The 21,949-nt window shown below is 62.3% G+C and carries 20 protein-coding genes and 2 pseudogenes; 14 read left to right on the top strand and 8 right to left on the bottom strand.

The window, feature by feature from the left end; genetic code table 11:
• Positions 1–13: 13 nt before the first annotated feature.
• Positions 14–733, bottom strand: a complete 720-nt coding sequence (radC, locus tag IHE30_RS10375; protein ID WP_337690381.1) for a RadC family protein — start codon at positions 731–733, stop codon at positions 14–16.
• A 91-nt stretch (positions 734–824) separates the two neighbouring features.
• Between radC and IHE30_RS10370 the strand changes: the two genes are divergently transcribed.
• From IHE30_RS10370 to IHE30_RS10335, 7 genes are all read left to right on the top strand, one after another.
• Positions 825–1,280, top strand: a complete 456-nt coding sequence (locus tag IHE30_RS10370; RefSeq protein WP_337690380.1) for an FKBP-type peptidyl-prolyl cis-trans isomerase — start codon at positions 825–827, stop codon at positions 1,278–1,280.
• Positions 1,281–1,288: 8 nt separating this feature from the next.
• Complete coding sequence (ispH, locus tag IHE30_RS10365; RefSeq protein WP_337690379.1) at positions 1,289–2,242, top strand: 4-hydroxy-3-methylbut-2-enyl diphosphate reductase; 954 nt, start codon at positions 1,289–1,291, stop codon at positions 2,240–2,242.
• Between the two features lie 717 nt (positions 2,243–2,959).
• A complete protein-coding gene (locus IHE30_RS10355) occupies positions 2,960–3,112 on the top strand; it encodes a hypothetical protein (protein ID WP_337690378.1) in 153 nt (50 codons plus the stop codon).
• Positions 3,113–3,318: 206 nt separating this feature from the next.
• Entirely contained in the window at positions 3,319–4,269 is a 951-nt protein-coding gene (locus IHE30_RS10350; protein WP_337690377.1) for a branched-chain amino acid ABC transporter permease, read from the top strand.
• Positions 4,270–4,291: 22 nt separating this feature from the next.
• A complete protein-coding gene (locus tag IHE30_RS10345; RefSeq protein WP_337690375.1) occupies positions 4,292–5,461 on the top strand; it encodes an ABC transporter permease subunit in 1,170 nt (389 codons plus the stop codon).
• Between the two features lie 28 nt (positions 5,462–5,489).
• Positions 5,490–6,266 carry an ABC transporter ATP-binding protein gene (locus tag IHE30_RS10340; RefSeq protein ID WP_337690373.1) on the top strand — a complete coding sequence of 259 codons (777 nt, stop codon included), beginning with the start codon at positions 5,490–5,492 and terminating at the stop codon, positions 6,264–6,266.
• A 25-nt stretch (positions 6,267–6,291) separates the two neighbouring features.
• Positions 6,292–7,008, top strand: coding sequence for an ABC transporter ATP-binding protein (locus tag IHE30_RS10335; RefSeq protein WP_337690546.1), 717 nt, complete (start codon positions 6,292–6,294; stop codon positions 7,006–7,008).
• Positions 7,009–7,184: 176 nt separating this feature from the next.
• Here IHE30_RS10335 and IHE30_RS10330 read toward each other — a convergent pair whose 3' ends face one another.
• Together IHE30_RS10330 and IHE30_RS10325 are read right to left on the bottom strand one after the other, a co-directional pair.
• A complete protein-coding gene (locus IHE30_RS10330) occupies positions 7,185–8,372 on the bottom strand; it encodes an acetylornithine transaminase (RefSeq protein WP_337690372.1) in 1,188 nt (395 codons plus the stop codon).
• Between the two features lie 324 nt (positions 8,373–8,696).
• Positions 8,697–9,728: a CDP-6-deoxy-delta-3,4-glucoseen reductase gene (locus IHE30_RS10325; protein WP_337690370.1), complete on the bottom strand. Its 1,032-nt coding sequence runs from the start codon at positions 9,726–9,728 to the stop codon at positions 8,697–8,699.
• 177 nt (positions 9,729–9,905) lie between these two features.
• Between IHE30_RS10325 and IHE30_RS10320 the strand changes: the two genes are divergently transcribed.
• Positions 9,906–11,003 (top strand): SDR family NAD(P)-dependent oxidoreductase, encoded by a 1,098-nt coding sequence (locus tag IHE30_RS10320; RefSeq protein ID WP_337690544.1) that lies wholly within the window; start codon positions 9,906–9,908, stop codon positions 11,001–11,003.
• A gap of 7 nt (positions 11,004–11,010) precedes the next feature.
• Here the strand turns inward: IHE30_RS10320 and IHE30_RS10315 are convergent, their stop codons facing one another.
• Complete coding sequence (locus IHE30_RS10315; protein ID WP_337690368.1) at positions 11,011–11,202, bottom strand: hypothetical protein; 192 nt, start codon at positions 11,200–11,202, stop codon at positions 11,011–11,013.
• 174 nt (positions 11,203–11,376) lie between these two features.
• On the bottom strand, positions 11,377–12,078 hold the full coding sequence (locus tag IHE30_RS10310) for a pseudouridine synthase (RefSeq protein ID WP_337690542.1): 702 nt from the start codon (positions 12,076–12,078) through the stop codon (positions 11,377–11,379).
• A 217-nt stretch (positions 12,079–12,295) separates the two neighbouring features.
• Between IHE30_RS10310 and IHE30_RS10305 the strand changes: the two genes are divergently transcribed.
• The gene (locus tag IHE30_RS10305) at positions 12,296–13,606 is read left to right on the top strand and encodes a hemolysin family protein (protein ID WP_443193642.1); all 1,311 of its coding nucleotides are present in this window, start codon (positions 12,296–12,298) and stop codon (positions 13,604–13,606) included.
• 738 nt (positions 13,607–14,344) lie between these two features.
• Here the strand turns inward: IHE30_RS10305 and IHE30_RS10300 are convergent.
• Positions 14,345–15,286, bottom strand: a complete 942-nt coding sequence (locus IHE30_RS10300) for a CysB family HTH-type transcriptional regulator (RefSeq protein ID WP_337690366.1) — start codon at positions 15,284–15,286, stop codon at positions 14,345–14,347.
• Between the two features lie 216 nt (positions 15,287–15,502).
• Here IHE30_RS10300 and IHE30_RS10295 point away from each other — a divergent pair.
• The 3 genes and pseudogenes from IHE30_RS10295 to IHE30_RS10285 all read left to right on the top strand — a co-directional run.
• Positions 15,503–15,888, top strand: a pseudogene (locus tag IHE30_RS10295) (nitrite/sulfite reductase); the annotation flags it as partial.
• Positions 15,845–17,074 (top strand): sulfate adenylyltransferase subunit 1, encoded by a 1,230-nt coding sequence (locus tag IHE30_RS10290; protein ID WP_337690538.1) that lies wholly within the window; start codon positions 15,845–15,847, stop codon positions 17,072–17,074. The pseudogene IHE30_RS10295 and the gene IHE30_RS10290, both read left to right, overlap by 44 nt.
• Before the next feature lie 45 nt (positions 17,075–17,119).
• Positions 17,120–17,404 (top strand): annotated as a pseudogene (locus IHE30_RS10285) (SAM-dependent methyltransferase); the annotation flags it as partial.
• Positions 17,405–17,442: 38 nt separating this feature from the next.
• Here the strand turns inward: IHE30_RS10285 and lptG are convergent.
• The gene (gene lptG / locus IHE30_RS10280) at positions 17,443–18,591 is read right to left on the bottom strand and encodes an LPS export ABC transporter permease LptG (RefSeq protein WP_337690364.1); all 1,149 of its coding nucleotides are present in this window, start codon (positions 18,589–18,591) and stop codon (positions 17,443–17,445) included.
• Positions 18,592–18,594: 3 nt separating this feature from the next.
• Positions 18,595–19,692 carry an LPS export ABC transporter permease LptF gene (lptF, locus tag IHE30_RS10275; RefSeq protein WP_337690363.1) on the bottom strand — a complete coding sequence of 366 codons (1,098 nt, stop codon included), beginning with the start codon at positions 19,690–19,692 and terminating at the stop codon, positions 18,595–18,597.
• Between the two features lie 220 nt (positions 19,693–19,912).
• Here lptF and IHE30_RS10270 point away from each other — a divergent pair, with 220 nt between their 5' ends.
• Positions 19,913–21,430: a leucyl aminopeptidase gene (locus tag IHE30_RS10270; protein ID WP_337690362.1), complete on the top strand. Its 1,518-nt coding sequence runs from the start codon at positions 19,913–19,915 to the stop codon at positions 21,428–21,430.
• A 55-nt stretch (positions 21,431–21,485) separates the two neighbouring features.
• Positions 21,486–21,902 (top strand): DNA polymerase III subunit chi, encoded by a 417-nt coding sequence (locus IHE30_RS10265; protein WP_013434351.1) that lies wholly within the window; start codon positions 21,486–21,488, stop codon positions 21,900–21,902.
• The last annotated feature ends 47 nt before the right edge of the window (positions 21,903–21,949 follow it).

The following is a 21,949-nucleotide window of genomic DNA, read 5'->3' as shown; positions in this document are numbered from 1 at the left end:
CGTGCGTGCCCGGCTATAGCAGTCCGTGGCGCGCGAGCGACAAAATGGTGTCCGATGTCACGATGAAATGATCGAGCAGCTTGACGTCCATCAAGCACAACGCATCCTTGAGCGTGCGTGTCATCGACAGGTCCGCCGCACTGGGCTGCGCCGCGCCGGAGGGGTGGTTATGCGCAATGATCAACGCGGCGGCGTTGGTTTCCAGCGCGCGTCTGACGACTTCGCGCGGATAGACTGCGGCATGCGACAACGAGCCGCGGGACAGCTCCTCCGCATGGATCATACGCAGCCGAGTGTCGAGGAACAAGCAAACAAACACCTCATAGGGCCGGGTGCCAATCATCAGGCGCAGATAGTCTTCGACGATCTCGGGGCGATCCAGTGTCGCCTGCTCGCGCGATTGCTCGCCCAGCGCGCGTCGCGCGATCTCCGTGGCCGCCTGCAGCCGTGCGATCTTTGCTGGTCCGACGCCGGTGACCTGAATCAACTCGTCATGGGACGCGCTGAACAACCCGCGCAGTGAGCCAAAGCGCGCCAGCAATTGCTGACCCAGTCCGACCGCATCGCGTCCGCGACTGCCGCTGCCCAGGTACAGTGCAACCAGCTCCGCGTCGGTCAGGGCACGCGCACCGGCAACGAACAATCGCTCCCGTGGCCGCTCATGTTCCGGCCATTGACGGATCGGGATCGGCACATGTTGGCGCGCCGTCGGGTTGTCGGTTCCGGGTTGCATTGATTAACCTCCATGTTGGTGTCGCTGCGGTGGCTTACAATGACAGCTTGCGTGGTCGCAGTCCGCGGCGCGCGGTATTTGAAACTTGCGCATGAGCATCATTGATATTGCCGAGGTGAAGCCCGGTTCCCATGTCACGCTGCACTACCGGCTTTCGCTGGAGGGGGGCGCGGACATCGTCAACACGTTCGACGACAAGCCTGCGACGCTGTTGCTCGGCGCGGGACAGCTCGCGGGACCACTGGAAGACATTCTGCTCGGCATGAAAGTCGGGCACCACTCGGCCATTCGGCTGGCACCGGAGCAGGCATTTGGCGTGCGTAATCCGGAACTGGTGCAGAAGGTCTCGCTGGCCACGCTGCGTGAAAATTCGATGATTGGCGAGGATTTCTCTCCTGGCGATTTGGTCGAATTCAACGCCCCTAGTGGAGCGCGCTATGCCGGCGTGCTCAAGGAGGTCGGCGAGACGTATGCGCTGTTCGACTTCAACCACCCGCTGGCCGGCCAGCATCTGACCTTTGAGGTCCAGATCATCGGCATTCTGTAGGAAGCGCTATGACCGCAACAACCGAATACCCGAGTGAAATACTGCTGGCGCAGCCGCGTGGATTTTGCGCGGGCGTCGATCGGGCGATCGAGATCGTTGAGCGTGCATTGACGCTGTTCGGTTCGCCGATCTACGTGCGTCACGAGATCGTGCACAACGCCTATGTTGTGGATGACCTGCGTCGCAAGGGCGCGATATTCGTTGAATCGCTCGACGACGTCCCGGACGGCGCGACGCTGATCTTCAGCGCGCACGGCGTGCCGAAGGCAGTGCGCACCCGCGCGCTCGACAGAGGATTGCGGGTCTTTGACGCCACCTGCCCGCTGGTCACCAAGGTGCACATGGAGGTGGCCAAGCTGCGTGCCGAAGGTTTCGAGATCGTGATGGTTGGCCATCGCGGCCATCCGGAGGTCGAAGGTACGATGGGGCAGGCCAGTGCGGGCATGCACCTAGTCGAGACCGCGGCGGACGTTGCTGCGCTAAAGGTCGCCGATGCCGACCGGCTTGCATACGTGACGCAGACCACGCTGTCGATCGACGATGCAATGGAGGTGATCGGCGCGCTGAAGGCGCGCTTTCCCGCCATTCGCGAGCCGAAGAAGCAAGACATCTGCTACGCGACGCAAAACCGGCAGGATGCGGTGAAATTCATGGCGCCGCAGTGCGATGTCGTGATCGTCGTCGGCAGTCCGAACAGCTCCAACTCGAACCGCCTACGCGAAGTGGCGCAAAAGCGTGGCGTGCCGGCCTACATGGTTGATGCGCCGGAGCAAATCGATCCGGCCTGGTTGGGCGGCAAGCAACGCGTTGGCGTGACGGCGGGCGCTTCGGCACCCGAGGCATTGGCACAGGCGGTCGTCGAGCGGCTGCGTCAATTGGGCGCTTGCTCTGTCCGGACGCTGGATGGCGTCCAGGAAAACGTCTCCTTCCCATTGCCCAAAGGGCTGGCGCTGCTAGCTTGAGCCACCGCGGCGGCGCCTTACCGCCTGAGGCGGCGGCCTCATCGGCCTTGCGCAGTAGCGCTGCACGCTGTGTGACAGCATCGACTTCAACTTGCTCCCGCGCTTCGCGTTGGCGCTGGACGAAATCGCGCATTAGATCGCGCACCACTTGGGACGCCGGGCGGTGCGCTGCTTTGGCTTCGGCCGCAAAAGCGTCGCGCAGCTCGGGTTCCAGCTTCATCGTGAAAACAGGGGTTTTTGACACGGGTGACCTCAATCCATTAATTGATACTGATTCGGTATAGACGATGTCAGTATCAATGGCAGCCTTCGTATTTCGCAGACGCGGCCGGCCCATGCGCTTTGCCAAATCAGGCGTGGTTTTACGGGGCGGCGGCGAAAATGCGAGGGCTGTTGGGGGAGGACCACTCTTGTGGAAGTCGAGCTGCGACTGTTCTGGCGGATCGTCCGAGCCTTCTGGCGACGGGTCGTCCGAGCCGAGCGCGCCATGCCCGACGCTACCCCATCCTCACGTGCCGTCAGCACAGGAATAGGGCGCAGGCTGGTTTTGAATATTGTTCACTGCAAAAACGGCGTTACAATGCGCGCGTTTCGTAACCTGTTTAGGGACGAAAGTCGTCTTGCTGTAAGGCGCGGGAGACCTACTTAATGCGGAACCGATTTGTTGGCACTGTATCCGGGACGCGCTTGCGGCGTACACCGATCGCGCGCAGCAGGATGAAACGAAGACTGGTGGATTTTGCCGTATCGTCCTATTCGGAAAGTTGGGCTGCTATTCGCACGGGGCAGATGGCGGCGCCAGGCCGTGTGCGGCTCACTGACTACAGCGAGGTAATGCGCCACATCAAACTGGTTGACAACGGCGTGTAGCGCTGCGGCACCGGGCTAACCCTCGGTGCCGTTTTCGTATCCGCCACGCCAATTGACGTATTTCCATGACGAATACGCCAATATCGTCGGCGGCAGACCTTTACCGGTTCATTTTGGGTACCAGGAGCACCGCGCGCTTCGCCTCGCCATGCCGCATCACCTGCGGCCCGGCTGCGTTCCGTGGCGTACGGTCCAAGGAGCATTCAATGGATATTTTCATCCAACAGATCTTGAATGGTCTGGTGCTGGGCAGCGTCTACGCGATCATCGCGTTGGGCTACACAATGGTGTACGGGATTCTGGGCATCATCAACTTCGCGCATGGTGACGTACTGATGGTGGGCGCGATGGTCGCGCTCTCGGCGATCAGCGTGCTGCAGACGCATTTCCCTGGGCTGGGCAACGTGCCCACGCTGGTCATTGCACTGATGATTGCCGCAGTCGTATGTGCGTGCCTCGGTTTCACGATTGAAAAGGTGGCGTACCGGCCGCTGCGTCGTGCGCCGCGCCTGGCTCCGTTGATCACCGCCATCGGTGCTTCCATCCTATTGCAGACGTTAGCGATGATCATTTGGGGGCGCAACCCGCTGTCGTTCCCGCAGTTGATTTCCACCAATCCGCTTCATGTCATCGAGGCCACTGATACGTCGCCTGGCGCCGTGATCTCGCCCACTGAAGTGGTGATCATCGTCACGGCGTTTGTCGTGATGGTCGGGCTGCTGCTGCTGGTGCACAAGACCAAGCTCGGACGGGCAATGCGCGCGATCGCGGAGAACCCAAATGTGGCCAGTCTGATGGGCGTGAACCCGAACGTCGTGATCTCAGCGACGTTCATGATCGGCTCGGCGCTGGCTGCCTTGGCTGGCGTGATGATCGCCTCCGAGTACGGCAGCGCGCATTTCTACATGGGCTTCATCCCGGGCCTGAAGGCATTCACGGCAGCGGTGCTGGGGGGCATCGGCAATCTGGGCGGCGCAATGGTGGGGGGCGTGCTGCTGGGGCTGATCGAGCAGCTGGGCGCCGGCTACATCGGCGATCTCACCGGCGCAGTGATCGGCAGTAACTACCAGGACGTGTTTGCGTTCGTGGTGCTGATCATCGTGCTGGTCTTGCGTCCGTCCGGCTTGTTGGGCGAGCGCGTTGCCGATCGTGCCTGACGCGTCTTGAGGAGCACTCAATATGACTTCCATTCAACCCACCGAGACGTCCATGGCACGGGTTCCGGTCAAGAGGACGGCTAAAGACCATGGGATCATACTGCTGGTGACAGTGCTGGTCGTCTGCACGCCACTGCTCATTGGCGCCGTGGGCGGGCCCTATTGGGTGCGCGTGCTGGACTTCGCGATGCTGTACGTGATGCTGGCGTTAGGGCTGAACGTGGTGGTGGGGTTCTGCGGATTGCTGGACTTGGGCTATATCGCATTCTATGCCGTGGGCGCCTATACGGCCGCACTGTTGTCCTCGCCTCATCTCACCACCCAATTCGAGTGGATCGAGCATCTAGCGCCCGGCGGGCTGCACGTATCGATTCTGCTGATCGTGCCGGTGGCGATGGCCTTGGCTGCCGTGTGCGGTGTGTTACTCGGCGCGCCGACGCTGCGCCTGCAGGGCGACTATCTGGCGATCGTCACGCTGGGCTTTGGTGAAATCGTGCGGATCTTCATGAACAACATGGATCGCCCGGTGAACGTGACCAACGGCCCGAAAGGCATCACGGGCATCGATCCGGTGCAGATCGGCGGCTTCAATCTCGCGCAGACCCACGAACTGTTCGGCCTTAAGCTCCCGGCGGTCTACCTGTATTACTACTTGTTCGTGCTCTGTTCGCTGTTCGTGATCTTCGTCTGCACGCGGCTACAGCATTCGCGTATCGGCCGCGCGTGGGCCGCGATTCGGGAGGATGAGGTCGCCGCGAAGGCGATGGGCATTAATACACGCAACGTGAAGTTACTGGCGTTCGCAATGGGTGCCTCATTCGGCGGGCTGTCCGGCGCGATGTTCGGTGCGTTCCAGGGATTCGTGTCACCGGAGTCGTTCACCTTCTGGGAATCGGTAATGGTGCTCGCGTGCGTGGTGCTCGGCGGCATGGGACATATTCCCGGAGTGATTCTCGGCGCGGTGCTGCTCGCGGTATTCCCGGAATGCCTGCGCTCGACGATGGGACCGCTGCAGAACGCGATCTTTGGCCATCAGATCCTCGACACGGAAGTGATCCGACAGTTGCTGTACGGGCTGGCGATGGTGGTAATCATGCTGTATCGGCCGGCAGGGCTGTGGCCGGCGGCCAAGCATGAGGACAAGCTCGCCAAGATCGCGCGGCGCAACGGCAAGCAGGCCTTGCGCGCGTGACGCGTCTGCAGACACGGAGTCAACAGCAATGAGTGAACAAACGATTCGGCTATCCGTGAAGGGCGTCAACAAGCGCTTCGGCGGCCTGCAGGCACTTTCCGATGTGGGGCTGGAGATCCGCTCGGGCGAAATCCATGGGCTGATTGGCCCGAACGGAGCGGGCAAGACCACGTTCTTCAACGTGATTACCGGGCTGTATACGCCGGATTCGGGCGAGTTCGTGCTGGACGGCTGTCCGTACATGCCAACCGCGGTCTACCAGGTGGCCAAGGCCGGCATCGCGCGTACTTTCCAGAACATCCGGCTGTTCGGCGGGATGACGGCGCTAGAGAATGTGATGGTTGGGCGTTACGTGCGGACGCGCCAGGGGTTGATCGGCGCAATATTGCAAACGCCGGCCGAGCGGCAGGAAGAGCGCGAGATCAAGGCGCGCGCGCTGGAATGGCTGGATTATGTGGGTGTGCTGCAGTACGCCGACTACACGGCCCGCAATTTGTCATACGGTCACCAGCGGCGGCTAGAGATCGCGCGGGCGCTGGCGACCGACCCGAAGCTGCTCGCCCTGGACGAGCCGGCCGCGGGGATGAACGCGACCGAGAAAGTCGAGCTTACGCGCCTGCTGGAGAAGATCCGCGACGATGGCAAGACCATTTTGTTGATCGAGCACGATGTGAAGCTGGTGATGCACTTGTGCAACCGCATGACCGTGCTGGATTACGGCAAGGTCATCGCGCATGGCCTGCCGCAGGACGTGCGCAAGGACCCGAAGGTGATCGAAGCCTATCTGGGCGCGGGAGTGCATTGAGATGGCGACGAGCGATGTGAGCGCAATGAACGGGGCAATGCTGGAGATCCAGGGACTGCAGGTGGCCTACGGAGGTATTCAGGCGGTCAAAGGGGTGGACCTGAAGGTCGGGCAGGGCGAGCTGGTCACGCTGATCGGTGCCAATGGCGCGGGCAAGACCACGACGATGAAGGCGATCGCCGGGATCAAGGAATGGGCCGGCGGCGATATCCTCTATCTGGGTCAATCGATCAAGGGCGTACCCACGCACGAATTGCTCAAGCGGGGCTTGGCGATGGTGCCGGAGGGCCGGGGTATCTTCGCGCGCATGTCGATCTTGGAAAACATGCAGATGGGCGCGTATCTGCGTACCGATTCGGCGGGCATCAAGGCTGATGTGGAGCGCATGTTCGGTTTCTTCCCACGCCTGAAGGAGCGCGCCACGCAGTTGGCGGGCACGCTTTCGGGCGGCGAGCAGCAGATGCTGGCGATGGCGCGCGCGCTGTTGTCGCGGCCAAAGCTGCTGTTGCTCGACGAGCCGTCGATGGGCCTGTCGCCGATCATGGTGGAGAAGATCTTCGAGGTGGTGCGGGCGATTTCCTCGGAAGGCATGACGGTGTTGCTAGTCGAGCAGAACGCCCGCCTCGCGCTGCAGGCGGCCAACCGTGGCTACGTCATGGACTCCGGTGCAATTACGATGTCGGGCGACGCCGAACAGATGCTGGACGATCCCAAGGTGCGTGCCGCCTACCTCGGCGAATGAGCCAACTGGGCACCGGCCGAGCCTCGACGTGCGGTCGGTGCCGGCACTTCAGGCCGGCGCGGGCAGGCACCCCATCGATACCGCGGGTTGGGCCCCATTAATCTTTTAAGGACGAGGGACGCAGCCCATACTGCCGGCAACCGGGCGCCGGCCCGCATGCCGGCCTTGCTCCCGGCTCAAAGCACCTGGTCCAGCACGTTGTCGAGCATCGTGAGCATCTGGTCGATCTCGGCGCGCGTCACGTTCAATGCCGGCATGAAGCGCAGCAGGTTAGGGCGGGCGGCATTGAGTAGCAGGCCTTCCGGCGCCAAGTCGCGTGCTTTCTGGACGATTTGTGGCCCGACGTCCCGGCCGAGCAGCAACGCGCGCAGCATGCCTTCGCCACGCTCGCCAGCCAGCCCGCGCGCGTCGGACAGCGCGAGCAACCGCTCGCTCAGGTAGCGAGCGTTCTCGCGCACGTGTTCGAGAAAGCCCGGCGCAACAAGCTGCGATATCACCGCTTCGCCGACCGCGGTCATCAACGGGTTGCCGTTATACGTGCCGCCCTGGTCGCCGGCCTCGAAGCACGCGATTTCGTCGCGGGCGAGCAACGCGGCCAGCGGTACGCCACCGCCGATACCCTTACCCAACGTCATGATGTCCGGCTCAATGCCGCTGAGCTGATAGGCGAACAGCGTGCCAGCGCGGCCGCAGCCGCTTTGCACTTCGTCGACGATCAGCAGCACGCCGCGTTCGCGCGTGAGGGCCCGCAATTGCTGCATGAACTCGCACGACGCGGGCACCACGCCAGCTTCGCCCTGTATTGGCTCGAGCATCACCGCAACGGTCTTGTCGGTGATCAGCTTCTCAACAGAGCCGATATCGTTAAGCTCGGCCTTCGGGAAGCCGGGTACCTGCGGCGCGTACAGCGTGTCCCAGCCGGGCTTGCCGCTGGCCGACATCGTCGCCAGCGTGCGGCCGTGGAAGCCATGGTTGAACGTGATGATCTCGTATGCGCTGCCCTTAAACTTGCGGCCCCATTTGCGCGCGAGCTTGATCGCACCTTCATTGGCTTCGGCGCCGCTGTTGGCGAAGAACACTTTGTCGAAGCAACTGTTGTCGGTCAGCAGCTTCGCTAGCCGCGCCATCGGCTCGTTGTAGAACGCTGGGCTCGGGTTGATCAACAGTCGTGCCTGCCGGTGCAGCGCGTCGATCATCGCGTCGTTGCAGTGCCCGAGCGCATTGACCGCCCAGCCCTGGATGAAGTCCAGATAGCGCTTGCCGTTGTTGTCGTGTAGCCACGATCCGTTGCCGTGCGTGAAAACGATATCGGGACGATCGGTGATGTACATCAGCGACTGGATTGGGTAATCCTGGAAATTCATGGCAAGTCTCTCCGCTCAACGGGAATGCGATCGCACGCAACGACCAACGGGAACAAAAGATCCGGAAAAACAAAAGCCACGGAAGTCCGTGGCTTGGTAATCCGGTGCGCGGCAATTCTGCGCGACAGTCCGGGACGAGCCAGCGGCTTCCCTATGGAAGCAGCAAGCAGCGACGTCGGAGATGAGCTTGCGCGCGAATCATCCGCGAAGAATACGCGACGCCAGCGCCGGTTGTAAACCGGAAATTGCGTCGCGCTTGCTCGGAAATGGCGTCGCGCGTGCTCGATACGAGGCTTGAGGCGGGCACGCCGCCGTGCGAGCCGGTCAGACCGCGTTTGCCAGATCCGCTGCGCTGGTGAACGAGTCCGCATAGAACGCGTCGGCCGGCAAGCCGTGATGCGCGGTGAAATCGCGCTGCGCGGCCTCAACCATCACCGGGGCGCCGCAGGCATATACCTGATAGCCGGACAAGTCTGGCAGATCCTCGACGACGGCACGATGAACGAAACCCGTGCGGCCCTGCCAGCCGTCGGCCGGATCGGGTTCGGAGAGCACCGGCACGAACTTGAAGCCGGGCACGTCGCGTGCCCATTGCTCGGCCAGGCTTGCCAGGTACAGATCGCCGCGCCGGCGGCCACCCCAATACAGCGTCATGGGCCGTGTCATGCCCTTGAAGATGGCATGCTCGATGATCGCCTTGATGGGCGCAAAGCCGGTTCCCGAAGCGAGCAGCACGATCGGCTTATCGGCGTCCTCGCGCAGGAAGAATGTGCCGAGCGGACCCTCGAAGCGAAGGATATCGCGCTCCTTCATCGCACCGAACACGTGGTCGGTGAACACGCCGCCCGGCATGTGCCGGATATGCAGCTCGAGCGGGCCTTCATGGTGTGGCGCACTCGCCACTGAATAGCTGCGGCGCGTGCCATCTTTCAGGATGAACTCGATGTACTGGCCCGCCAGATATTGCAGCCGCTCATTGGCTGGCAGTTGCAGCTTGAGCACGATCACGTCGTGCGTTACGCGCTCTAGTGCATTGACGCGGCACGGCAGCTTCTTTACTTGCATGTCGCCCACGCCGGCGATCTCACGGATATCGATTTCCAGGTCCGATTGCGCGGTGGCGCAGCAAAATAGCGCCATGCCGCGGGTTCTTTCTTCGTTCGACAGCGCCGATGACGAATGCGAGCGCTGCTCGATACTGCCGCTCACGAGCTGGCCCTTGCATGAGCCACATGCGCCGTTTTTGCAGCCGTACGGCAAGCCGATGCCCTGACGTAGCGCCGCGGTCAGAACCGGTTCGTCGGCTTCGACTTGGAATTGCTTGCCGCTTTGTCGGATCGTTACGTTGAATGCCATAGTTCAATCGAGTAATAACAAAAACGTCTGATCGGCCGGCCCGTTACAATGCACCCAATGACCCTTTCCAGCCGATCTTTTCAATCGTGCGCCACGCCGCCGCACGCAGTGGACGCTGCTTGCGCCGCCGCGTCGCCCATGCGCAGCGGCGGTGGCGCGCCTGTGTGGCCAGCCGTGCTGCCGCGTCGCCGTGCTTTTGGCCGCCCCCGCATCCTGGTGGTCGGCTGCGGTGATATCGGGTTGCGCTGTGCGGCATGGCTGCGCGAACGCTTTCGCGTGTTCGCCCTGACGACTCAACCAGCCCGTTTCGTATCGCTGCGGGCAGCCGGGCTCGTGCCGCTGCTCGGCGATCTCGACGACCGGCGCTCGCTGGCACGTGCCGCAAGCGTGGCGCGACAAATGCTGCATCTGGCGCCGCCGCAAGCCCACGGCACGACAGATCGCCGCACTGCCGCGCTATTGGCTGCGTTGGGCGCGCGGCAGGGTCTGCGGCGCGCCGCCCGCGCACCGCGCGTCGCCATGGGTGCGCCGACAGTCATCACACGTCGAGCCGGTGGCGGGACGCACGCGACTGCCAGGCGCTTCACGACCGAGAACGTCATTGTACCCGAGCGGCCAGCGCGTGCCGCGCCGCACCGGCGGTGGCAGCGGGGCACGCTGCGTCAGCCGCCGCCGGTGCGCATTGTCTATATGAGCACCACAGGGGTCTATGGCGATTGCGATGGCGCGCTCGTCGATGAGACGCGGCCTGTGCGGCCGCTCAACGCACGCGCGGTGCGCCGTGCATCGGCTGAGCGCCAATTGCGTCGCGCCGGCTCACGAGGGGTTGTCAGGGTGTCGATTCTCAGGGTGCCCGGGATCTACGCCCTGGAGCGGCTGCCCCTGGAGCGGCTGCGACGCGGTACGCCGGCTTTGTGCGATATCGACGACGTCTATACTGGTCACGTCCATGCGCACGACCTCGCTGCTATCACGGTCCGGGCGTTGTTCCGTGGTCGAGCGCAGCGCGTCGTTCACGCGGTCGACGCGACGCATTGGAAAATGGGTGAGTACTTCGACCGTATCGCCCGCGCATGCGGCTTGCGCCCGGTGCCGCGCATCACGCGGCAACAGGCCGAGGCCACACTGGATGCGACGTTGTTGTCGTTCATGCGCGAATCCCGCCGCCTGGCCAACCGACGTTTGCGCGATGAACTCATGGTCAAGTTGCGCTATCCGAGTGTCGAGGACTTTTTGCGCGAGCACGCGCGCCAATTATCGAGCGTGCACCGTTGAACGCCGTTCACGACGCGAGCAATGGCATGGCCTCGATGATCGCGAAACACAACAGTGCGCCAAGGATCGCGCCGATCAGGTTGGGATGGTACTTGCGCTTTAGATGAAGTGCGGTCAACAGTGCTCCGATCAGTATTGCGCCGAGCAGCGCGAACGCAATCGTGATATAGGTGATCTCGAAGGTGTCGCTGATGATCATGGTGCCGTCCCTCCACAGCGTACGCTTGATGGCGTTCTTATTTGTCAGTATAGACATAGGACTGCGGAAAGCATGCTGCAGTGCAGCAGTGGCACGCCCGGGCTAACGCATACGAAGGGTCTACAGTTTGCCGGCGTGCCGAAGCTCGGTCGAAGTTCGGTTATACCGCTCGTTTCATCCCGTCAACCTGCCCAGTTCGTCGGTTTCGAGCCACCGCCACTGCCCCGGCGCGAGCGCCGTGGGCAGTACGAGTGCCCCGATGGCTTCGCGATGGAGTTGCTCGACGCGGTTACCGGCGGCGGCGATCATCCGCTTGACCTGGTGGTATTTTCCCTCGGTGAGCACCAACTCGATCGTGCGCTCATCACGCTGCCGTGCCGAGCGCGCCTTGCTCACCGCCGGCTCGCCGTGCAGCTGCACCCCCTGACGCAGCGCATCGAGCTGGGCGTCCTGCACCGGATGGCGCGTGGTGGCGACGTATGTCTTCGGTATCTTGTGCTTGGGCGAGCCCAGCCGATGGATGAAGGCTCCATCGTCGGAGAGCAGCAATAGGCCCGTTGTATCCGCATCGAGGCGGCCCACGCATTGCACACCGCGCGTGATCAGCGCCGAGGGAAGCAGGCTATAGACGCTCGGATGGTGCTGCGGCGCGTGCGAGCACTCATACCCGGGTGGTTTGTGCAAGACCAAGTAGGCCTTGTGCCGATACGCCCAGCGTACGCCGTCCACGTGGAATATCAGCCCCGCCGTCTCGAAGACGGCATTCGGATCGTCGCAGCGCTGCTCGCCAATCGTGACCGCGCCTCGGATGACGAGCGCTCTGCACTCGCGCCGCGATCCGAAGCCTTGGGAAAAAAGAATGTTCTCGAGGTTCATGCGTCGGGATTCTAACAATGCCATCGTCGCGCCGCGGTCGGTGTAGGCCGCGCCCGTTATCGCGTGCCTGGGCACCAGCGCGTCGCGGCTTGTCGGTGTGCGGGGCAGGTCATCGACTGCGCAACACCTGTGCGTCAGGCCGATCCAACATCGTCACCGTGCTGACATACAATGGCCCTTTGTTCCCGCGCGTCGGTGAGCCGTTTCGATTTTTCTGATGCAGACATTTCTTGCGTTTGTCGCCGCCCTGCTGCTGGTCTTTCTCAATGGTTTCTTTGTTGCCGCGGAATTCTCGCTGGTCAAGCTGCGCGGTACGCGGGTCACAGCGATTTCCCGGCAATACGGCTGGCGGGGCCGCGTATTGGCGCGCGTACATGCCCACCTGGATGCTTACCTGTCGGCTTGCCAACTCGGCATCACGCTTGCATCGCTTGGGCTAGGCTGGTTAGGAGAGCCGGCGTTTGCCCATTTGCTGGCCCCGCTGTTCGGCATGCTGCAAATCGTGCCGCCGCTTGCCGACGCGATCGCGCTGGCGCTAGCGTTTCTGATCATTTCGTTCCTGCATATTGTGGCAGGTGAGCTTGCGCCGAAATCGCTCGCCATCCGGATGCCGGAGCGCGCCGGCCTGCTGACTGCCGTGCCGCTCTATCTGTTCTATTGGATCATGTATCCGGCCATTGCACTGCTTAATGTCAGCTCGAACCGGATGCTCGCGTGGTTTGGCCTGTCGGATGCCGGACAGGCCGAAGCACCGTATGGTCGTGACGAGTTGAAGCTGATCGTGCGCGCGAGCCGGTCGCATCGGCAGTTCTCGAGCGACGAGCTGAGTACGTTGTCGCACTCGCTGGAGTTCGGCGAGCTAACTGCATCGGACCTGATGCGTCCGCTGCGCGACGCGGTGAGCTTCAACGTGGGCCTGTCATTCGACGCGAACCTGGCGTTGGCGGCAAAGAGTCGCTACAGCCGGTATCCGCTATTCGACGAAAGTGGCGACAAGGTGCTTGGCATGGTCGACGTGAAAGACTTGCTGTTTCGCCGTCTTGAAGGGCATACATCGCGCGACCTACGCGAGCTTGCGCGCCCTGTGCTCGAGGTGTTGCCGGAGATGCCCGCGCTCGAGTTGCTGCAGCGCTTTCGCTCGGGTGCGCCTCACTTTGCGGTGATCGGGCGTCCCGGGCTAAAGCCGGTCGGCTTCGTCACGTTGCCGGACCTGCTTGCGGCGCTGGTCGGCCAGATTCGGGACGATACGCGCGCGACTGACGTTGAATGGCAACGGCAGTCGGATGGCAGCGTGATCGGTCGCGGCAGTCTGTCGATCGTCTCGCTCGAGCACCTGCTGGGCGTACACTTTGGTGAGCAGTCGGCCGAGTCAGTCGGCGGCATGATCCTGGACAAACTGGGCGAATTGCCGCAGCAGGGGCAGAGCGTGGACTTTGGCTCATGCCTAATTACCGTCAACGAACGGGTCGGTCCGCGCATCGTGACGGTCAAGGTCTGGCCGAAAGCGCCGCAGGGCGCGCAAGCTTAGCCGCGCCGATTCCCATTGGCCGCAAAAGAAAAAAACCCGTGAGAGGTGATCTCACGGGGTTTCTCCGCATACTGCGGCCTATGCCGAAATACTGTTGGTGCCCGGGGCCGGAATCGAACCGGCACGCCTTGCGGCGGGGGATTTTCTTCCCACTTCGGCTTTCGCCGCCGTCCACTCAGAGAGAGGACGTTCGTGGTCTGGAGCACGCCTTCACCTTAGCCTATTGGCCTTAGGTGCCCGCCGTCTGCTCTCTACACCTTCCAAGGCGCCTGACAGCGCCAAGGCTTGGCTCGGCATTAGCTCGGACTCGCGTCCAGGGCCTTCACCGAGTTTGACGGGCTTCACCTTCGGGGTTTCCCCTGAAGGGCTCAAATTTGGTCTGAGTCCCCTGCGTCTACCAATTTCACCACCCGGGCAAAACGGTGAAGCAGCTTGCAACACTACCTCACACTCACTATCCGTGAGCGATGCTGATCCGCGTAGGATCGAAGTCACCACGCGGCGCAAACCGTGATTATGTCGTAATTCGACACGCTCGGCAAGCATGTCGGTCATGCGTGTCGTGAGCCCATGAATTGTCCGGGTTTATAGCATGTCATGTGTTCGGTTTTGGGGTGTCGTATGGAGCCACCTGTAAGCCGGGGCACGTTGGTGACAGGAAACCCGGAAGATGGGATTCGAAGCACAGTCTCCAGCCACTGGTAGAACAAGCGGCTCACGCAGGACGAGGCGGCACGGCTATGCATATGAATCGGCGTTGCCCCGCATTGCCTGCTCGATCAGCTTGCGGTTCAGCGCCGGCGAGAGCAATTCGATAAAGGTATAGATATAGCCGCGCAGGTAGGCGCCTTGCTTCAACGCAATCCGCGTGATGTTGGTGCCGAACAGGCGGCCCACGGGAATCGCGCGTAGCTGCTGGTCACGCTCCGCGTTGAATGCGACGTCGGCCATGATCCCCACGCCCAGGCCCAGTTCGACATAGGTCTTAATGACATCCGCGTCGATCGCCTCGAGGACGATGTCCGGTGTGAGTCCGCGCAAAGCGAACGCCTGGTTGATCTTCGAGCGCCCCGCGAACGCGTTGTCATAGGTGATCAACGGAAATTGCACGAGATCGTCCAGCGTGATCTGTTCCTTTTTATCAAGCAACGTATGTCCGGGCGGTGTGACTGCCAAATGATGCCACTGGAAAGCCGGCAGCGAAACCAGGTCCTTGTACGTCGAGATGGCCTCGGTTGCGATGGCTAGGTCGGCCTGGTCGTGCAGGACCATTTCGGCGACTTGGGTCGGGTTACCTTGCAAAATCGACAGGTGCACCTTCGGAAACCGCTTTTTGAATTCGGTCACCGCCTGCGGCAAGGCATATCGCGCCTGCGTGTGGGTGGCGGCGATCACCAGATTGCCTTGGTCTTGCGCTGCGTAGTCCTTCCCGACTCTTTTTAGGCTTTCAACCTCTTGCAGGATTTTTTCCACCGAGGACAAGATGATCCTGCCGGGCTCAGTCAATGAGCGCACGCGCTTGCCGTGCCGGGTGAAGATCTCGACGCCAAGCTCGTCCTCCAACTCGATGATCGCCTTCGATACGCCGGGCTGCGATGTGTACAGGGCCTTGGCCGCCTCCGTTAAGTTGAAATGCTGACGGACGGCCTCGCGCACGAACCGGAACTGATGCAGGTTCATATATAACCCTTCCGCATAAAGACAGAATTTTTTAGTCGTTTGACGTATAAAGCGAGTCTATTACGATTTTCTAGTTTTCCCAATATCGATATCTGTTTTTGTGCTTTGCAAATGGCGGATTATTCGAACGGGACGGCGGCGCGCAGGGGGCCCAGCAAGAGTGGACCGGCGTAGTGCACCGTCGGCGCGCAACGCACACGAAAGACTGGGCTTCCCATGTATCAATACGACCCGTACGACCAGGCGATCGTCGACGAGCGTGTCCGGCAGTATGCCGACCAGGTTCGCCGGCGTTTGTCTGGAGAACTGACCGAAGAAGAATTCCGCCCGCTGCGGCTGCAAAACGGGTTGTACATGCAGCGGCACGCTTATATGCATCGTATTGCGGTCCGTACGGCAACCTGCGCAGCGACCAGCTGCGGATGCTGGCGCGCATTGCACGCGAGCACGATCGCGGCTACGGCCATTTCTCGACGCGCCAGTTCGCCGGCGTCGCGCCGGACGAGATCGTCGATCCGCGCCCATGGGCCGAGTTGCTGCGCCAATGGTCCGCGTTCCATCCCGAATTTGCGTGGCTGCCGCGCAAGTTCAAGACAGTTGTCGGCGCTGTCGCGCGCAAAGAACAAGCGCGCCGTCGGCGAGGACATCGACTTGTCGCTGTTGACCGATGGACTGGAGGCCGAGCGTGAGCAGGGAATCACGATCGATGTGGCATACCGGTACTTAGCCACTGCCAAGCGCAAGTTCATCATCGCGGACACGCCGGGGCATGAGCAATACACGCGCAACATGGTGACTGGCGCGTCAACTGCGCACGCGTCGATCATCCTGGTAGATGCGACGCGGGTAAGGGTGGATGACGCGGCGCGCACGCAGCTGCTGCCGCAAACCAAGCGCCATAGCGCGATCGTCAAATTGCTGGGCTTGCCGCACGTGATTGTCGCGGTCAACAAGCTGGATCTGCTCGAGTTCAGCGAAAAACGTTTCAACCAGATTCGCGATGCATACGTTGAGCTGGCCGCACAACTGGGCCTGGCCAACGTGCGCTTTGTGCCGGTTTCGGCGCTCAAGGGCGACAACATTGTCGCCGCGAGCGAGCGCATGCCGTGGTATGCCGGCGAGCCGCTACTGGATATGCTGGAGTCGCTGCCGGTGGACCTGCAGGTGAGGGCGGCGCTGCGCTTGCCGGTGCAATGGGTCGCGCGGCAGGACGGCACGCAGGCGGACGATTTCCGCGGCTACATGGGGCGCGTCGAATTCGGCGAGATCAAGCTCGGGCAGGCCGTGGCCGTGCTGCCGGCCCAGCGCCGGGCGAGCGTGGCGCAGATCATCGTGCCGGTGCCAGGTGGCACCGCCTCGGTCGATCGCGCGTTTGCCGGCCAATGCGTGACGGTGCGCCTGGCCGAGGATATCGACGTATCGCGTGGCGATACGCTGGTGGCCGCGGACGATGTCCCGACGCCGGCCCGCAAACTGCAGGCGGACCTGTGCTGGTTCGACGATGCGCCGTTGTCGCTGCAACGCAAGTACCTGCTCAAGCAGACGAGCGCGACCGTGTTGGCACGCGTCAGTGCGATCGAACGGGTGCTTGATGTGCATACGTTGTCGCATGCTACTGGGCGGGACGCATTGGCAATGAACGATATCGGCACGGTGTCCCTGACGCTGCAAAAGCCGGTAGTTGTGGACACGTACGATAGTCATCCGGGTACTGGGGCGTTCGTGCTGATCGACGACGCGACCCACCAGACGGTCGCCGCTGGCATGGTCCGTGCATATTCGGCGTAATCTATCCCATGGTGATCCAGTGATCGCGAACGGACAGGAACGATGATGGGCAAGGTGTACTTGATCGGGGCGGGACCCGGTGCGTCGGATCTCATCACGGTGCGCGGCGCACGCATGCTGGGCATTGCCGATGTGGTGCTGCATGATGCACTGGTCGAGCCGGGCATGCTCGAGCATGCGCCGCAGGCCCGTAAGATCGCGGTCGGTAAGCGGTGTGGCCAGCGCTCGAGTGCACAGCATTTTATTAACAAGCAGATCATCGATGCGGCGCGCGAACACGCGCGGGTCGTGCGGCTCAAGGTCGGCGACCCGATGTTGTTTGGCCGTGCCGGCACGATGAGGTGATCGAGGTGACACCGGCGCGGGTGTCAGTGGCGATCGACCCAGCGCAGCGCGAGCAATCCCAATGCGAGATAGAGTAGGCCGGGGGTTGCGGCGGTCAACGGCGCGGGCCAGGTATTGAGCGTGCCGATGTGCGAGAACAGCGTGTTGAACAGCTGGAAGCTCATGCCGAGCATGATGCCGCCGAACACCTTGACGCCGACGACGCCCGCGCGCGTATGCAAGTAGGCAAACGGCAGCGACAGCACCAGCATCACCAGTACGGCGAACGGATAGAGCACCTTGCGCCACAGTGCAATCACATAGCGTTGCGCATCTTGGTGATTCTCGCGTAAATGCTGCACGTACGAAAACAGGTTTGTCATCGACATTCGGTCCGGCGCGACCAGCAACACCGACAGGATCTGCGGAGTCAGCTCGGAGCGCATCTGGTACGCTGGCATCGAGACCTGCGCGGACTTATACACGGGATTGAGCACGTCCTTGGCTGTCGCGGTGGCCGGTGCCACATCATGTAGCTGCGTTTCCGTCACGCCCTTGAGCAGCCACTGGCCCGGCCGCATATAGCGGCCGCTGTCCGCCGTGCGCACGTCCGCAAGGCGGAACTGTGAATCGAATTCATAGATCCGCACATTCGAAATGGTCGCGTCCGGCTTCAGTTCTCCCACGTTCACGAAGCGCGTGACCTGCGCGGCGGTGCCATTGCCCGGCACGGTATCTTTGACCCACACGCCCGATTGAAAATTGCTGGATACCGACGAGCCGAGCGCCTCTAGGCGCACGCGCTCGGACAACTGGTCGGTGTAGGGGCCGATGACTTCGCCGATCGCAAAGGTTAGCACGACGATCGGCACGCCGATTTTCAGCAGTGAGCCGAGCGCGCGATGCGTGGATAGCCCTGAGACGCGAAAAATCGTGAACTCGGAACTGGCCGCCATCTGCGCGAACACATAGATTGCACTGATCAGTGCGGCGACCGGAATGATCTCGTAGAACCGTGACGGCGTCTGCAGCATCACGCGCAGCACCGCATAGCTGAACTTGTAGTTGCCGTGCCCGACGGCGTTCAGTTCGCTGATCAAGTCGAAGAAGAAAAACAACCCCGAGAACGCGAACAGGATGAATGCAAAGGTTAGGTAGACCTGCTTGGCGAAGTACCTTTCGTAAATGCGCATCGGTCAGCCCCCGGATGCCGCGCGCAGCGCCGGGCGCCGCAGCAGTGGACGGTTGCGTACGCGCAACCAGAACACGAAGGCGACGATCGCCGAGACGATCACGTGCAGCCCCAGCAGCCCGGGCAAGAACGCGATCTTGCCTTGCTCGACCCAGGCTTGCACCAGGTTCATCAGGTTCGAATACGTCAGGTAGATGAGCACTGCAAGCACCAAGTTGATCGTGCGGCCACGCCGCGGGTTCTGATACGCGAGCGGAATCGCCAGCAGCATCAGGTTCAGCGCAGTCAACGGCAGGCCGGCCCGCCACGCGAATTCGGCTAGATGGGTCGTGTTCGGCTCGCGCAGCAGCGTGGCCGTCGGCAGGCTGGTGGTCGTCGGTCGGTTCACCAGTTGTTGGCTCTGGATTTTTACCCCGTAGCGCGCGAATTCCATGATGCGAAAATCGGGCTGACCCGGCTCGCCATCGTAGCGACGTCCGTTCTCCAACACGACGAAGCGGTCGCCATTCGGGTGGATCTCCGTATGGCCGGTTTTGGAGACGACGACGTTGATCTTGCCGTTTTCTGTGCTTGTCACGAATACGTTTTCGACGCGTTTTTGATCGGGACTCATCTTCTCAATGAAGAACACGCGATGGTTCGCGGCGGATTCGCGAAACTGGCCGGGCGCGAGCAGCGACACCTCGTCACGCTGCTGGAAGCGCTCACGGATCAGCTTGCTTTGCTCGTTCGCCCATGGCCAGCCGACGAAGGCAAAAAAGGCGATCAGCACGACAATCGGCGCGGCAAACGTCGCGATCGGCTTGACCAGCCGAGTCAGGCTTACGCCGGATGAGAGCCAGACCACCATCTCGGAGTCGCGGTACCAGCGCGTGAGCACGAACAGGATCGACACGAACAGCGTCGCAATCAGCATCACTGCCATATAGCTGATCATGGTCAAGCCAATCAGCACGACGACGTCGCGGGGATCGATCTCGCCCGAGGCGGCGAAGCCGACGATGCGGATCATCATCGTCGTCAGCACGAGGGTGAGCAGCACGAGGAAAACCGCGCCGGCCGTATAGGCGAGTTCGCGCTGCAAGGAGCGTTCAAGAATCATCTGGTCACATCATGTTCGTGTCCTGGCTGCCGGCTTGGACCACGATTGCGAGTCGGGATTCACCGCCCGTCCACGATGGGCGTTTCCACGAGCGTGATGCACGTGGACCGGTCCGTCGAAGGAGGACATCCGGTGCCAGCAGCGCCGCGGCAGGAAAAATAGCGGATAATTGCGGCTTAGTTTGAATAACAGCCCAGGATTCTAGCCAAGGACGAGCGCGATGGACTTTAGCACAAAAGCCTGTGATTGGAACAAAGCCGCGGACAGCACCTTGCTCAACGCAAAGTCGGATTGCATCGTGGTCGGCGTATTCGATGCGCAGCCGCTGTCTGGCGCCGCACAAAAGCTTGATGCCGCGAGCAACGGATTGGTCAGCCGCCTGGTCAAGCGCGGTGACCTGGACGGCAAGGCCGGCTCGACGCTGATGCTGCACGAAGTGGCCGGCATTGGCGCGTCGCGCGTGTTGCTGGTGAGCCTTGGCAAGCAGGACGCGCTGGGCCCGAAGACGTTCACCGATGCGTCGCGCGCGGCTTGGCGCGCGGTGCTGGCCACGCGCGCGGCCAGTGTGACATGGGCGCTCGCGCAGGTAGCGGTCAACGACCGCGATGCCAGCTGGAGCGTGCGCGTGAGCGCGTTGACGCTGCGCGAGCTGACCTACCAATACACGCAGACTAAGTCCAAGCCGGCGGCCGACGCGACCCATGGCGGCGCAGTGAAGAAGGTCGTCATGGTGGTGGACTCGGCGCACGAGAAGGCGGCGCGCGTCGCGTTGAAGCAGGGCGTGGCGATCGCCAATGGCATGGACCTGACCCGCGAGCTGGGCAACCTGCCCGGCAATATCTGCACGCCCACGTATCTAGCCGGTGTCGCGAAACAACTGGCGAAGGACTGGAAGCTGAAGGTCGAGGTGCTGGGTCAGAAGCGGATCGAGGCGTTGAAGATGGGGGCGTTTCTGTCGGTCGCCAAGGGCTCGGCGCAACCGCCGCAGTTCATCGTGCTGCAGCACGATGGCGCTGGAGCGAGGCAGGCGCCGGTGGTGCTGGTCGGCAAGGGCATCACATTTGACTCAGGCGGCATCTCGATTAAGCCGGGTGAAGGCATGGACGAGATGAAGTACGACATGTGCGGCGCCGGCTCGGTGCTCGGCACGTTCCGCGCGATCGCCGAGATGGGTCTGAAGCTGAACGTCGTCGGTCTGATCCCGACTTGCGAGAACATGCCCAGCGGCAGCGCGAACAAGCCGGGCGACATCGTGACCAGCCTGTCTGGCCAGACGATCGAGATCCTGAACACCGACGCCGAGGGACGGCTCATCCTGTGCGATGCGCTCACGTACGCAGAGCGCTTCAAGCCGGCTGCCGTGATCGACGTCGCGACGCTGACGGGCGCCTGCGTGATCGCGCTGGGGCACCATCATAGCGGCTTGTTCTCGAAGGATGACGCGTTGGCCGATGCGTTGCTCGCGGCCGGCCGCCATGCGTCGGATCCCGCGTGGCGGTTGCCGCTGGACGACGAATACCAGGAGCAGTTGAAGTCGAATTTCGCGGACATGGCCAACATTGGTGGGCGGCCAGCCGGCAGCGTAACAGCCGCGTGCTTTCTCGCGCGTTTTGCGCAGGCCTACCCGTGGGCGCACCTGGACATCGCCGGCACCGCGTGGAAGAGTGGCAGCGCAAAGGGCGCAACCGGCCGTCCCGTGCCGCTGCTTACGCAATTTTTGCTCGATCGCGCGAAGTGATGCCCGCCAAAGCGCACCGCGCCGCATCCATGAACCAGCGAGGCTTGGGCTGTCGATGACCCGTGTGGATTTTCACACCCACGTCGCGGATCCACTGAGCTATGCGTGCCGGCTGGCGCGCAAAGCCTACCAGGCCGCGCAGCCGCTCGTCGTGCTGGGCGAGCCTGCCGTGCTGCGCGCCTTCGATGAGCGGCTGTGGACGTTCTCGCCGCTGGACTTCATCCCGCATTGCATGGCCGACTCGGCGCTGGCCGGCGAGACGCCGGTGGTGTTGACCACTGATCTGGATCAGGCGCCGCACTACGCGATTCTGCTCAACTTAGGCAGCGCGGTGCCGCCGCAATTCGCGCGTTTTGAGCGGTTGCTCGAGGTGATCGGCAATGACGAGCACGGGCTGGCGGCTGGGCGCGAACGGTACCGTTTCTATCGGGACCGCGGCTACACGTTGAACATGTACAAGCAAGGCGAGTGACGCGATGATACGGGTCCCGGCGCGGGGCCGCCGGAACCTGCGCTGCG

Source organism: Mycetohabitans sp. B46 (assembly GCF_037389205.1).
Taxonomy (GTDB): Bacteria; Pseudomonadota; Gammaproteobacteria; order Burkholderiales; family Burkholderiaceae; genus Mycetohabitans.
This window is presented reverse-complemented; position numbering and strand designations above follow the sequence as displayed.